The organism is Carboxylicivirga agarovorans, from assembly GCF_050589845.1.
Lineage (GTDB): Bacteria > Bacteroidota > Bacteroidia > Bacteroidales > Marinilabiliaceae > Carboxylicivirga > Carboxylicivirga agarovorans.
Window position 1 is genome coordinate 1 of record NZ_JBNGPA010000034.1, and the last position, 12,564, is coordinate 12,564.

13 protein-coding genes are annotated in these 12,564 nt (G+C 37.2%); 2 read left to right on the plus strand and 11 right to left on the minus strand.

The features are described 5' to 3' along the window. Positions 1–520: 520 nt before the first annotated feature. The 4 genes from ACRD69_RS21135 to ACRD69_RS21150 form a co-directional block, all read right to left on the minus strand. The gene (locus ACRD69_RS21135; protein ID WP_430817136.1) at positions 521–1,783 is read right to left on the minus strand and encodes an Lcl C-terminal domain-containing protein; all 1,263 of its coding nucleotides are present in this window, start codon (positions 1,781–1,783) and stop codon (positions 521–523) included. A 102-nt stretch (positions 1,784–1,885) separates the two neighbouring features. Next, positions 1,886–2,473 carry a DJ-1/PfpI family protein gene (locus tag ACRD69_RS21140; protein ID WP_430817137.1) on the minus strand — a complete coding sequence of 196 codons (588 nt, stop codon included), beginning with the start codon at positions 2,471–2,473 and terminating at the stop codon, positions 1,886–1,888. Between the two features lie 66 nt (positions 2,474–2,539). Continuing rightward, on the minus strand, positions 2,540–3,088 hold the full coding sequence (locus tag ACRD69_RS21145) for a PepSY-associated TM helix domain-containing protein (protein ID WP_430817138.1): 549 nt from the start codon (positions 3,086–3,088) through the stop codon (positions 2,540–2,542). Continuing rightward, complete coding sequence (locus ACRD69_RS21150; RefSeq protein ID WP_430817139.1) at positions 3,072–3,596, minus strand: hypothetical protein; 525 nt, start codon at positions 3,594–3,596, stop codon at positions 3,072–3,074. Before ACRD69_RS21150 ends, ACRD69_RS21145 begins: the two co-directional genes overlap by 17 nt. Before the next feature lie 412 nt (positions 3,597–4,008). On the opposite strand from ACRD69_RS21150, the gene ACRD69_RS21155 reads away from it, so the two are divergent. Both ACRD69_RS21155 and ACRD69_RS21160 read left to right on the plus strand, forming a co-directional pair. Next, positions 4,009–4,467: a protein-disulfide reductase DsbD domain-containing protein gene (locus ACRD69_RS21155; RefSeq protein ID WP_430817140.1), complete on the plus strand. Its 459-nt coding sequence runs from the start codon at positions 4,009–4,011 to the stop codon at positions 4,465–4,467. 749 nt (positions 4,468–5,216) lie between these two features. Further along, complete coding sequence (locus ACRD69_RS21160) at positions 5,217–5,384, plus strand: hypothetical protein (protein WP_430817141.1); 168 nt, start codon at positions 5,217–5,219, stop codon at positions 5,382–5,384. A 941-nt stretch (positions 5,385–6,325) separates the two neighbouring features. Here the strand turns inward: ACRD69_RS21160 and ACRD69_RS21165 are convergent. From ACRD69_RS21165 to ACRD69_RS21195, 7 genes are all read right to left on the minus strand, one after another. Beyond that, positions 6,326–6,913: a hypothetical protein gene (locus ACRD69_RS21165; RefSeq protein WP_430817142.1), complete on the minus strand. Its 588-nt coding sequence runs from the start codon at positions 6,911–6,913 to the stop codon at positions 6,326–6,328. A 73-nt stretch (positions 6,914–6,986) separates the two neighbouring features. Continuing rightward, positions 6,987–7,583 carry an autotransporter domain-containing protein gene (locus ACRD69_RS21170; RefSeq protein WP_430817143.1) on the minus strand — a complete coding sequence of 199 codons (597 nt, stop codon included), beginning with the start codon at positions 7,581–7,583 and terminating at the stop codon, positions 6,987–6,989. A 59-nt stretch (positions 7,584–7,642) separates the two neighbouring features. Beyond that, positions 7,643–8,302 carry a hypothetical protein gene (locus tag ACRD69_RS21175; protein ID WP_430817144.1) on the minus strand — a complete coding sequence of 220 codons (660 nt, stop codon included), beginning with the start codon at positions 8,300–8,302 and terminating at the stop codon, positions 7,643–7,645. A 128-nt stretch (positions 8,303–8,430) separates the two neighbouring features. After that, a complete protein-coding gene (locus ACRD69_RS21180; RefSeq protein ID WP_430817145.1) occupies positions 8,431–9,078 on the minus strand; it encodes a hypothetical protein in 648 nt (215 codons plus the stop codon). Positions 9,079–9,539: 461 nt separating this feature from the next. Then, positions 9,540–10,346 (minus strand): energy transducer TonB family protein, encoded by an 807-nt coding sequence (locus ACRD69_RS21185; protein ID WP_430817146.1) that lies wholly within the window; start codon positions 10,344–10,346, stop codon positions 9,540–9,542. 185 nt (positions 10,347–10,531) lie between these two features. Then, the gene (locus ACRD69_RS21190) at positions 10,532–12,223 is read right to left on the minus strand and encodes a helix-turn-helix domain-containing protein (RefSeq protein WP_430817175.1); all 1,692 of its coding nucleotides are present in this window, start codon (positions 12,221–12,223) and stop codon (positions 10,532–10,534) included. A gap of 13 nt (positions 12,224–12,236) precedes the next feature. After that, positions 12,237–12,401 (minus strand): hypothetical protein, encoded by a 165-nt coding sequence (locus tag ACRD69_RS21195; RefSeq protein WP_430817147.1) that lies wholly within the window; start codon positions 12,399–12,401, stop codon positions 12,237–12,239. Between the last annotated feature and the right edge of the window lie 163 nt (positions 12,402–12,564).

The window sequence follows — 12,564 nt, forward strand, 5'->3', positions numbered from 1 at the left end:
CATGTTTATAATGAGGAATATGACAGACTTAGGGATAGGAATCTTAGTAATATGGCTATTACAACATTACGATACGAAAATCTTATGGTATTTGAACACCCCAATGTTATAATTGCAGAAATCAAAGAGTTTTATGAAAATTGTTACAAAAGTTTCTAAAACCACCTCCCGGTTCATACCTCACCGGACTCCTCCTTTTTGTAAGGAGGAGAGCTGATTTACATGATGCATAGATCTATACGTTTATAAAACTTCTTTTCGAACACTAAAAGGCAAAGCGTAGCGACGCCCAGGGTTTGTAATGCAAATAAAAAACCGGTGCAACAGCAATTGTTCTTCGTGCACTTCAGTTCCATGCACCGGTATAGCAAATGCTCGATTGTGTATAAATTATATGCGATGAGTTTATTGGTCGAACTGATTAACTGTCAAATTGTTTAAGAGTTTATGCGTTTATAAGTTGAAAAATTAAACTACTAAACTTCTCAACTATTAAACCAGCGAACCATCTAACAGTCAATTACTCAACATCCCTCACTAGGCGCACGTAATGCTCAAATCGTACCACATCACCCTGCGGACCATGACCGGAGCTGTAATCAACGCCATTGTCGTATTTGGGATCGCTTCGTTGTGCGCCAGCGCCGTGCACATCTATAGGCGTTGTTGATCCCATGGGGAAAAAACCCAAAGCCTCCCCAAAACAAATATAAACGGCCGCACTTGCTGAACGCTGATTAAGGTGTGTTGTGCCCGTCCAAAAGAATGGATAATCATCTAAACCACCCTCAACAGTTATTTGGGAAATATCAAATACAGGATCAATGGCAGCGCTGTTTGTTGCCTGTGGTGAGCGGGTATAATCCACAATACTCTGGAGCTCTTTGGCATTAGGTACTCGCCAATCGCTGTAGCCACGGTGGTTTTGTGCATTCATGGTTTGCGCCCACTGCAAAGCTTCAGACCACTCCATGGCAGCCCCGCTGTCTTCCTTATCCCACATCAGGCTGGTGGCCTCATCGGTAATGGTCTTGTCATTGTTATCAACAAATTTATTGATGCCATATTGTGTATTGCCCCTTACCAGTTTGACGCAATAATCCTTTTCTGCGCCATGCACGCTGTAGAGGTAGCCTTTAATGCGTCCGTCGGCTACGTTAAGACCAAAAACGGTTTCATTGCCTCCCATGGTCAGTCCTGTGTACTTGGTGCTGCTGTAATACTGAACGTCAATCGCTCTGCTGCCATTGGCAAAGTAGTCAAAGTCAAAATAGGTGTCATCTATAAAGGGAATGGCCGCCACCGGTTCCGATTCCATGTCGACACTGCTTACATCGGTGCCATTAAATTGCATCAAGGAATAGAGTTCTTTAATACTGGGTATTCGCCAGTCATTATAATCGCCTTTGTTCTTCTCTTCCAGGTAAGCCAATGCTTCAGAGTGGGTCATACGCTGATAACCTTTTTCCCAGATTAGACCGCTTACATTATCAGTAACAGTTTCATCACTGTTGGCAGTGTATGATGGTGTATGGCCTGTAAACTGAGCATCCTGCCCATAGAACTGGCTGCTTTTACCAGGTGTTGAAGTCAATTGTGAATTGTTATCGTAAAAAGCGGTTTGCCTCGTATCGACAATGGGGTAGCTGCTTGAAAGCTCAATGGTGTTATTGCCGGGATCATTGTCCTTATCCGGACTATCAATTTCACCATTGTCGTTACTGCAGCTAAATGAGCTGAACGATAATGATAGTATGACTGAGGTTATTACAAAGTGTTTCATGATGTGTTGTTTAAAGGATTTCTGAAACAAATGTATTCACACTGTTATTTCATACTAAATTCAATCAATAGAACCGGCAGGCTTATCTATGGAAAGGATGATTTAATCAATAAATCGCATGTGGCGTTTCATCTCCATCATATGCTCGTGCGATGTGAGTCTTTCGAGCAGCGTAAAAGCGACATCCAAACCGGTTGCAGGACCTGTTGAGGTAATGATATTATTGTCAACAACAATACGCTGATCAAGCACTTTAACGCCCATCTCAGTCAGTTGTGAACGGCGGTGACCACCTGAAAGGTCATAGGTAGTTGCAGTACGGTTTTTAAGTACACCGCTTTTACCTACGGGCATGGCTCCAACACAAACCGATGCAATTAACTTCCCTTTTTTATCAAACTGACGTATGAGGTCCAAAAACCGTTCGTCATAGGCATCTTCATAAAAACCAGCGCCATCAAAACCACCCGGAATAGCCAAGGCGTCATAGTCATCTGCTTTAATGTCATCAAATTTCATTTCCGGTTCAACGATCATGTTCCATGTGCATTTCAGCTTTGGTCGTAAACCAGCTGTGATAAGCTCAACAGGTTGATCACCCTCCATTCTGGTCCACCCTAAAACATCGGTAAAAACGGCGGCTTCCAATTCTTCAAAGCCCTGGCATAAAAAAAGTAATACGCGTTTCATAATAGCAATTGAGTTTGCATTAAAGGTATAAAAAAAGCCCCATCTGATGATGAGGCTCTATGTTGTTTACATTAAAAACAAATAAATAATCGGGATGGCTAAACCCAGTATTAAATACCATTTGCCACGTCCGGCCAGACCTTTTTTACCTTTAACCATAAACAAGCCCGATATGGCAAAAAAGATAAGCGCAAAGGCGAATATATCTCCCATAATGGTCCATCCACCCACTTTATTGTAATGCAGTTTGTTGATGAAATAGATAAATGGTTTTTTGCGGTGTTGTTCGTAAACAAGCTCACCATTGGTGCTTTGATAAACTCCAATGCCACCATCCAGCATTAAGCGGTAATGCTCTTCATCAATGGGTAATATGCGTTTCAGATCAGGAACATCACTTTGCAATGCCCAGGCTTCTGTGAGGCCGCTTTTATCCAAGCCTTTAGCCATTTGAATGCTTCCTTCAATGGTTTCATATGAAGGATCGGTTCCATCCATATGATTCAGCAGGTAACCCGAAATTCCGTAAATAATAGTTATACCCACCATAACATATCCTAAATCGCGGTGGATAAGGCGTATCCATTTTCTTGCCGTCTTACTCGACCACTTCATATGATAATCCTTCTACAAAATAAATTGAATAGTGGTCTTTGTTGTTTGACTTCATCCAGGCGCGCATGTCCTTAATGTTGTTCATCTCGGTAGCACAAGTTTCAGCAGTACCATCTTCCTGGGCTTTTTCCTGCACTTCATGCTCCATCTGGTCAATGTATTCTTTTGACAGGCGACGCTCTTTTAATATGCCATCAACCAAAATAGTGTTACCAACCAGGTCACGGTTAAATCCTGTTATTTTACCGCCCGCTTCAATACGAATGGTAAATTGTTCGTTGTCGCCAACTAAAAAGCAGCGTTTGCCGGAGTGTTTGCATGTGTGGGTAACATGCCCCTTTACTTTGATGTTCTTTTCAACTAAGTCATCTGCCTGAGCAAGCAGGTTGTCAACCGAAACAGTTTGGATAGTCACTGCTTCCTTCGTGTCAGTGTTCGATTTCTTTGCAGTTGAATTGCAGGCTACCAGAGAAATAGCTACAATTGCCAGGCTAAGGATCTTCTTCATTTTTAAATAATTTAGTTTGTTGTTGTCTTTGTTTATTTGCTGGTAATTTAGAAGCAAAACTACATAATTGCCTGAAATGAGAATTGTGTTTACCTAATTATTTAGCTTTAGAGGCAAAGGTTTAACAAGCTATTAACAAATTGAGCTGGTTCCGTTTTCCGGTTTGTTATTCAGCAGGAAAGCAATAGGGCAAATCATTGATATACCACAAGTACATGACATTAAATCGCAACTTCTTACTACGTAATGTCACCCTAATGGCGATTATGAGTGTCTTAAACTAAAACATGATATTTTACCAAATTTGACTTTTGAGATAACGAAAGGCATTTTTGGTCGTATATTTGTTTCATTGCGAGTAATAAGGTTGAGGTTACAATTGTGGCCTCAGAATAAATAAAAACTAAAGCAGATGATGAAGAAAAACATTTTTGCCCTGATGATGCTTCTTATTTTTGGAGCGATAGGAGTAAGTGCTCAGATGCAAGAGCCTGTAAAGTGGAAGTTTGAAATTAAAGAGATTAACCAGTTTGAAGTTCAGGTTATTGCTCATGCTACTATTGAAGATGGCTGGAAAACTTATGGACTTAACGTGCCTGAAGGCGGACCTGTTGCCACTGAGTTTACCTTTGAAGATATGGTGAATGCCAAGGAATTGAAGAAACCTGTTGAGGTGACAAAATCTACAGTAAAACACGATGAGGTGTTTGATATGGAAGTGCCATATTTCAAGCATGAAGCTACTATTTCGCAGAATGTGAGAATTACAAAGCGCCCTGCAACAGTAAAAGGATACTTGACTTTTATGTGTTGTGATAATGAAACATGCTTACCTCCAACAGATGTAGAGTTTGAATTCCAGGTGAAGTAAAAATTCAGATTTATAAGAATAAAGAAACTGCCTCAAAAGTGATTTTGAGGCAGTTTTTTTTATAGCTGTATGTGGCTGTTTGGATGATCAGATAGCTCAATTATTTCATACTTTTCCTACACGATTGACCTGAAGGGACATAAGGAGACTATGAACAGGAAAAGACGGTTGTGAAATATAAGACTATCAATCATCCTTGACAGGGGTGAACGTTGTTATTAAGCAAGGTTCTGTTTTTGCAAAAGGGTAGCTATTGATCTTGTTAGTACATTTCAGGAAGCAAAATTGCACTTATTCTTCATTCTTTCTTCCCAAATTATACCATTTATTCAAGAGCATTGATTGGTATTTCCTGCTACTTCCTTCGGAACACATTCGATCCCGCTTCGGTAATTGTTCGATAGTTCTTCGGTAATCGTTCGGTTACGCGCGTAGCCGAACAATTACCGAACAAATACCGAAGAAGTCCCGTTTATGGACCGAAAATGACCCGAATGAGGTCCAAAAACATGCTAAAACGGTATAAAAACACACTTTTTTGGGTGTTTTCGAGCAAAAATGCCAAATTCTCTAACGTTTGTTAGTTAGTGTTCTGGTGGTAAAAGGGCTTTAAAAATACATAAACACCAAATTATGAAGTATATAGTGTTATTTTCAAATTACAGTGCATGCATTGTCATTGACCCGGGCTATCTTGGTTTGTATGTTTGTGCAAAGAAAAAGAGCAAATCAGTTAAAACGCAATGATCATGAAAATTAATGAGACAGTAGCAGGAAATTGGCATAGGTGCCATCAGTTTAAGGTGTTGAATGGCCTGGATCGGATGAAATTGACGGTTACCTGCCAGGGAGCTTGTTGGAGTGTTGTGACTATAGGGGTGGTTGGACCTTGTATGGATGTGATAAAGCGACTTTAGGGGTGGTGGTTGATATTCATTCAGTACAAGCTTTGAATTGTTTTAAAGCATACTACAACTAATCAGGATTGATTAATTGCATTCAGCTCTTAATTACCATTGAACGAAAATGCTAATTTTCCCCATACGATTTACTAATTATCCCCATTGTATTTTTAAATTATTCTTTTGCTGATAACTGTTACTTCATTTGTTTAGGTGGAAATGATCGTTTTACATAGCTCCAAAGTGTTGTTAGATAGTTATATAGTGATGTAGGGTGTGGTGTTCGCATGCTTAACTTATCATAAGTGAAAATTACTAATTTTCCCCATATGAATTACTAATTATTCCCATATAAAACTAAAATATCATGATTACATTGCTGGCGTTTTCTATTAATTAACTTCTTAACGAAGAGGGTAATTAATGAAGTATTATTTCATAGTAAATTTGAGTTAAGCACCCTGAAAGCTAGGTCAGGGTGCTTTTATTGTTGACTCCCATAGTTCTTTTTTGAGTTGATATAAAGTATCATTTTGCAATTTTATTATTTCGATTTTCTACTGCATACTATCAAATTCTTTATCTGATGGTTCCATTTGATTAGCTTACAAAAGTGTTTCTTTGGTCTTATCAAATTCTGCAGCCATTACGAAAATGACGTTAAACTTACATGTGGATCAACTGTACTAAATTCTTCGTTTATACTGGTATTAAAACAATCTTTTGCTTTCTCAAATCATTGGTTTTTATCTTTAAAATAATCAGTTGATTAATTTATTTTTTTATCAGAATTGAAAGTGTTTTTTTGATCTGCAGATCCAGGGTAGAACAACTGTGAGTCTTCTACAAATTTCCCTTTTTTTCTTAAATCCATCCATTTTCTTCATTGTGCAAATTGATGTTTCAGTATTCTCTACTGCTCTTACAATCTGAATTGTTTCAAGTGTTGCCAGGTGTTATGGCAATTTTTTTGTCCTCGTGGTTTTACTAATCCTTATTCCGAGGTATAAAGCCAAGATTCCTAAAGAAAATAGTATTCCTGATAGCAGATTTAGTCTTTTGCGACCTTTTTGCACTAGAATTTCATATTTAAGATTGGTTATTGATTTATCAATATTGAATTGAAGTAATTTGCTATAATAAACTTCCGTTTCCAATAGTTTTGCTCTTAGTTTAATGAATTCTATCGTAGAAATAGCCTTATCCAGATCATCAGATGTTTCAAGGGGTTTGAATAACAATTTAATTGAGTCTAGTAGTGTATTTTTCTTTTCTGGAAACCACGGCTCATATTGGCTTAAATCAGAAATCATAAATTTATCAAGATTTGATTTTACTTTGATAAAGTTTTCTTTCTGAGGCTTTTCTTCTAGTTTTCCCATTGACCTGTTGAGTGCGCTCAATGATTGGCTAACTTTATCGATTTCATTTGTTTCTGATTGTAATCTGTATACATCTATACAATGATTTACTTGAAAACTGACCAGGTATAATGCAGAACTAATAGCAATAAATGCCAGTAATATAAATGCCAATTTCTTCATAAGCATGGTTTTTCTGTATGAGTAGAAGGAACTGTTGCCTCTATGGGTTCCAGACAAGTTTTAATAGTGGGTTTTACAGTTTAAAAGCCAGGCCAATGTGCAACGATAGCCCATTTCTTTTCAGGTCAAAGTCACTAACTTTATCTGTATGCTTGTTGGAATTATATTTCACTATAGGTTCAAGCAGTAGTCTGGTGCTTAACTTGAAATCGTAACCAATTCCGATACCCCAGCCGAAAATGTTATGATTATTTTCAATATCCATATCATAGTAATCATCTAAGAAATATAAGTCTCCATTGTGGGTGTATTTTGATTTACCAACGTTTCCCTGGGCTTGCACAAAGGCTTGATTAAAGTAATATCTTAGAAATGGTGAAACTATATAATCTAAACTTTTTGTTTCAGATGGATTTACTCCTTTTTTGTTCGTTTTGGTTATTTCATGACTTATCTCCGTTCCCAGTATTATCCTGTTAGTAAGATAATAGCCAAATAAGCCTGAAAAATTAAAATTAGATTGTTTAGAATCAATTATATCACTTTCAATTGCTTCTTCATTGTCAATCGATGTACCTAGCGTACCTCCGAGCAGAAATTTATAATCCTGGCCCGCTACTACCAGGTGGATAAGGGTTAGTAAGATGGTTAGTGATAATTGTTTGGTCATAATTACATGTTTGGTTTGTATTTGCCACAACAGCCTTGCTGCATGGTGCTGTGAGGGAATTATTGTATTACAGATGCTCTATCCAGATCAGAATAGGGATAAGCCCCTTTCTCTTTAAGTTTTTTAATTAACTCTTTTGTTCCATTTGACCTGGCAAACTCCATTTCATCTCTATGAACTTCCATAATTAAAAGGAGTCCATGCTTTCTATCACCAATTTTAAATTCTTGTCCGTTTGGATTATATTCATCAAATATCAGACAAAGGTTCGGTTCACCTTCACCTTGTGGCATTTCGCAGGTGTCAAGGGGTTCAAGTTTGGCATCAAATGAATAAAAACCTATACCTGTCAAAATTCCACACATACGTCTTTCTATTTGATTAAATGGATGTGTTTCTATAGTGTCTTGAACATAGTCTTGTTTAGTGAATGCTACAAGTTCATAAGTGCCAAGTTCATTAGGAATCGGTCCTTTCCCGTCAGGTTTGAGAAGCTCCATCGTTGCAAATCCAGTTCCCTCTATTCCATTGGGGAAATAATACATGTCAACAGCACCACCAATATCAAATGGAATTATTGCATGACCAACTAATGTATGAGATTTTCCCAGAACAGCTTCAAGCCCTGACATTTTTAGTTCATAATCGTTTTCATATTCTTCATCCGTAAATTCTTTTGGAGTTTCTTTTTTTCCAAATAGCTTCTTAAGTATATTCATTTCAGTTTTTTCGTTTGTGTCTGTACATGCAGATAGTGTGAGACAAAATAAGAGTTGGTAAATTATAATTTTCAAAGTGATTTGATTTAAGCAGGCTACTACTTTAAACTTATCTGACTGGCAATTGTCTATTTATTGATTGTAACTAGAACTCCATAATGTCCATACTTATAATAACACTCATAAAAGTCAGGAGTGTTGTTGGTAATCTTTACTCTGGTTTTGTTCTCAATAAGCCAATTGTTCTTAGTTCTGCTGGTTACTTCATATTCATTATTTGAAATCCATTTAAGGTCAGATGTAATTGTATCATTCGTACTTTTTATTATTGTAGTTTCTGTCATATTGTCTCTTGTAACAATATAGTTATCCATCATAAAGGTACCTTCTCTTATATCGGATAAGTCGGCGTCTGTGCCTTTAATTGAAGAATACTCAATAAGAGGAAAAAGCTCTTTATTAAATACGAATTTGTTTACAACAAGAGACGATGTAATAAAAACTATTAAAAAGCTTAATCCTAAATATAGGTTTCCAGAAAGTTTGATAAGCTGTGTCCGGTAGTTTTTCTTTTTTATACTAAAAACTAATAAAAATGCAGAAATCAAAAAAATAGGTATGAGTAAATAAATGGGGAATCCATATACTCCGATCAAATAAATTGTCTTTCCCCAGATATTGAAATTGTAATAACTATATGAGATAGGTTTTATTAGAATCAGTTCCAGGATTATTATTGTCAGGATTACAACGATTAGTATATTCTTCTTTTTCATTGTTATGTATGCTTCTTATTTAATGCTTTGCAGGCAAGCACTATAAAACATTAATCTTTATATCTCCCCATATTGGTTTTTTATAAAGCATATCAAATCTATATTTAATATATATTTATTCCAAAAGTTAATTCTTTTGATAAATGCATTTCATTATTTGAACAGGAAGGAACTTAAAAAAGATCTATATCATCAGAGTTAATAAAAGATACGTGAATGACCTCTTTGGCTGGGGATTTACTAGTATAAAAGTAAGAGGATGTCCCAATTTATAGTTTCACGCTAAGGCCGCTAAGAATTACGCCAAGACAACAAAGTATATGATTTTATTTTTCAACACTTTGCGAGCTCTGCGTTTTTTTTCGTTTGCGTTCTTTGCGAGAAATATCCTTCATTTTGGACATCCTCTTTTACTTGCTTATTAGTACGATAGCCTTTCTTTTAATACGAATAATTTAATCTTAATCTAAGGTAATTACTGCCAAGTCGTAGAACTTATCAAGCTCTTGCTCTGAGAGATCCATGCTTAATAAAGTTTGACGTAATTCAAGCATATCTATCATTTCCTTGTGCATGCCAAGCTTTTCGTAATTTTTAGCTTTCCAGAATGCAAGTGTTGCATCGTTTGGCATGTAAACAGTTGCTGCATCTAACTGGTTAAGTGACCTGTTAAACATACGGTGCGATTTACGCGTTTGTTTTTTTGAGCTAAGCATTTTGTTGCTCTGTATGTTTTCTCCTTTGTGGTAACGTTTCAAGGCATATTGGTAGTTTTGTCTTGCCAATTCTTCAAATGGAGGATTGTCTGGGATATCAAACCTAACGTATACACGTTTTTCCATGGCAGATGGGGTTCCGTTAACCTCACCGGGTCTCCATTTTCCTTCTGTTTCTTTGATGCAGTCAATAACAGCCTGGTTCAGATAGTCGTCGACATGGTTAACCACTACGAAGTTGCTTAAAGTACCATCTTTATTAACTGTAAATTCGATGGCTACAGTTCCTTCAGGAGTATAGTTGCTGGTAGCCGGCATATCAATTTCCAGGTTATTCTCTAAAAAACAGCAAATGGGTGATCGTTCTTTTACTTCTTCAACTTCAATTTCGTTAAACTGAGGCGGCACAACCTGTTGGTCACTTAAATAAATACTCTTTTCTTCCTGGGCAATTAAGCCAAGAACAAAAAAACACATTCCAATTGTTAATAACATCTTTTTCATGGCTCGTAGATTAAATGAGTACTGGTTTGCATTTAATAAGTAGTTCATAATAAGATCGTTTTACTTAGAAAACACAAAAGCTAATTTACGACCGTGGGAGTGGAACAACATAGCACTCAAGTTGCATTTAGTTATATGGTTCGTTGAAGAATTGTTTCGTTCCGACAGTATTGTTGCATGTCAAAAAGAAATGTTTATGACTATGAGGTAGATATGAAATAAATGTAGAAAACCTAATTTTTAACAAGGGGAAGATTCATTCTTTTTAGAAGGTGCTTATATCTGATATCATCTCTGACAGGCTTAGTACATGGGTTAAAATTGATGTAGGTGATAGGATACGTTCTTTGGTCAATAGCTTCGTTTAAATATTGAAATGCAGCATTGTCAAATCCTAAGCATGCTGCCATCATTCCCCTGTAACAGGCATTGAGATTTTCAGTTTCTGCTTTTTTCTTGTATTTATTCCATATTTCCATTGCTTTTTCTTTTTGACCCAATTGCATGTAGCAATATACTTTATGGGTGTCCCATTGCATTCGTTCTGGTAAGCGGTCAAGTGTCTCAATGGCTTTCAGGAATTGTTTATTATAAATAAAACACCAGGCCAGTACTGTATGAGCATAGGCTGCTTTGTCATTTAAATCCAATGCTTTTCTGGCAGCTTGCTCTGCCATATAGTATTGTTCATTGTGAGCATACAATAAACCCAGCCATGCATGATAGGCCGGAAGGTGTGGTTCAATTAAGGTGGCCTGGTAGGCATGCTCGATTGATTGCTCCATATCATTAAAAAGAAAATGGTACCAGGCAAAATGAGCGTGTGCTATTGCATTGTTGGGGTTAACCTCCAGGGCGTTCTCGAATGACTTTTGGGCTAATGACCAGTTCCAGTCATTGTATAAATACAATAATGATAGGGCTGTGTATGCTTCATCAATGGTTGGATCCAGATTTATGGCCTTATTGGCAGCAGATACAGCTCGAGTAAAAGATGCCTCGGCATCCAGTTGCCCATGTCCCATAGTTGCATATCCAAGTGCCAGGGCTGAATAGGCAAAGGGGTCGCCCGGATCGGTTTTTATGGCGTTTTGTAAGTAATCAATACCTTTTTCAAGCCACTCCTTATTACCCTGGTGAATCGCAAACATACCACGTAAATACCAGCGGTAGACTTCAGGATTAACCTGTCGTTTTTCCGTTATTCGCTGTAGCTCTTTTTTTGTGACTCTTACTTTTATTTTACTGGCGATGTCTTTTGCTACGGAGGCCTGTATTTTTAAAATGTTGCTCAATTTATCCTGGTAATTGGCTGCCATCAGGTGCTTTTCATCCGGAAATACTTCAATGACCTGTATAATTAAATGAATGCTGTCGCCGCTTGAAACAATTGATCCTTCAATGATATTTTCGACGTTCAGTTCAGATGCAATATCTTTTAATTGCATATTGTTTTCTTTATAACGAAGCGTTGATTGTCGCGAGATGACTCTCAGGGAAGAAATTTGACCCAGTTCACCTATTAATGCATCGTGAACCCCACTCACAATGTACTCATTGTCGGGGTCGCCTGTGAGGTTATCAAGGGGCAGTACGGCCAATGATTTTTGCTTGGAAACAGGATTCCAGACATAATGTTGTAAAAGAAAAATAGCGGCAATGGCAAAAAGTGCGGTGGTGAAGTATAACATCCATTTTGGTTTGGGTTTAACAGACCTTGTTCGAAGCTTGTGTAAGCTGCTTGTTTGTTCAGGATCTGTTTGAGCATGTTTCTTTAAATCACCGGGAGATACATTAAAATGCTGCTTAAATACCTTGTTAAAATAACTGGGTGTTTTATAGCCTACTTTGTAAGCAGTTTCAGAAACGGTTGTTGTATTGTTTTCAAGCATTTCCCTGGCTCTGGCCAGGCGAATATCCGTAATTGTTTCAGTGGCATTATTTACCGGATAGTTTAATGAGTTTTCGGTGGAGCATTGAACGGCTCAGGCCAATGTCACTTGCCAGTTGTTCAACAGTATAGTTTTCATTGCCAATGTTCTGTTCGATAGTTGAATGAACTTTTGATAAAAATTGCTCATCCATAGATTTATAGGTTTCCATGGCTGTGACTTTAATTAGTGATTGTTCATTACAATTATCAAATTTACAACCTCATAAAGGGGGTTGACAATAGGTATTGATGGATATAAATAATATGATTTTGATAGTTGCTGAATGACTGGAAGTTGGTGTTAGAATATTTATAATTATTAACATTTGGCTC

Coding starts and splice junctions, on each gene's coding strand:
- ACRD69_RS21135 (WP_430817136.1), bottom strand. CDS start 1,783: ATGAAACACTTTGTAATAACCTCAGTCATACTATCATTATCGTTCAGC.
- ACRD69_RS21140 (WP_430817137.1), bottom strand. CDS start 2,473: ATGAAACGCGTATTACTTTTTTTATGCCAGGGCTTTGAAGAATTGGAA.
- ACRD69_RS21145 (WP_430817138.1), bottom strand. CDS start 3,088: ATGAAGTGGTCGAGTAAGACGGCAAGAAAATGGATACGCCTTATCCAC.
- ACRD69_RS21150 (WP_430817139.1), bottom strand. CDS start 3,596: ATGAAGAAGATCCTTAGCCTGGCAATTGTAGCTATTTCTCTGGTAGCC.
- ACRD69_RS21155 (WP_430817140.1), top strand. CDS start 4,009: ATGATGAAGAAAAACATTTTTGCCCTGATGATGCTTCTTATTTTTGGA.
- ACRD69_RS21160 (WP_430817141.1), top strand. CDS start 5,217: ATGAAAATTAATGAGACAGTAGCAGGAAATTGGCATAGGTGCCATCAG.
- ACRD69_RS21165 (WP_430817142.1), bottom strand. CDS start 6,913: ATGAAGAAATTGGCATTTATATTACTGGCATTTATTGCTATTAGTTCT.
- ACRD69_RS21170 (WP_430817143.1), bottom strand. CDS start 7,583: ATGACCAAACAATTATCACTAACCATCTTACTAACCCTTATCCACCTG.
- ACRD69_RS21175 (WP_430817144.1), bottom strand. CDS start 8,302: ATGAATATACTTAAGAAGCTATTTGGAAAAAAAGAAACTCCAAAAGAA.
- ACRD69_RS21180 (WP_430817145.1), bottom strand. CDS start 9,078: ATGAAAAAGAAGAATATACTAATCGTTGTAATCCTGACAATAATAATC.
- ACRD69_RS21185 (WP_430817146.1), bottom strand. CDS start 10,346: ATGAACTACTTATTAAATGCAAACCAGTACTCATTTAATCTACGAGCC.
- ACRD69_RS21195 (WP_430817147.1), bottom strand. CDS start 12,401: ATGGAAACCTATAAATCTATGGATGAGCAATTTTTATCAAAAGTTCAT.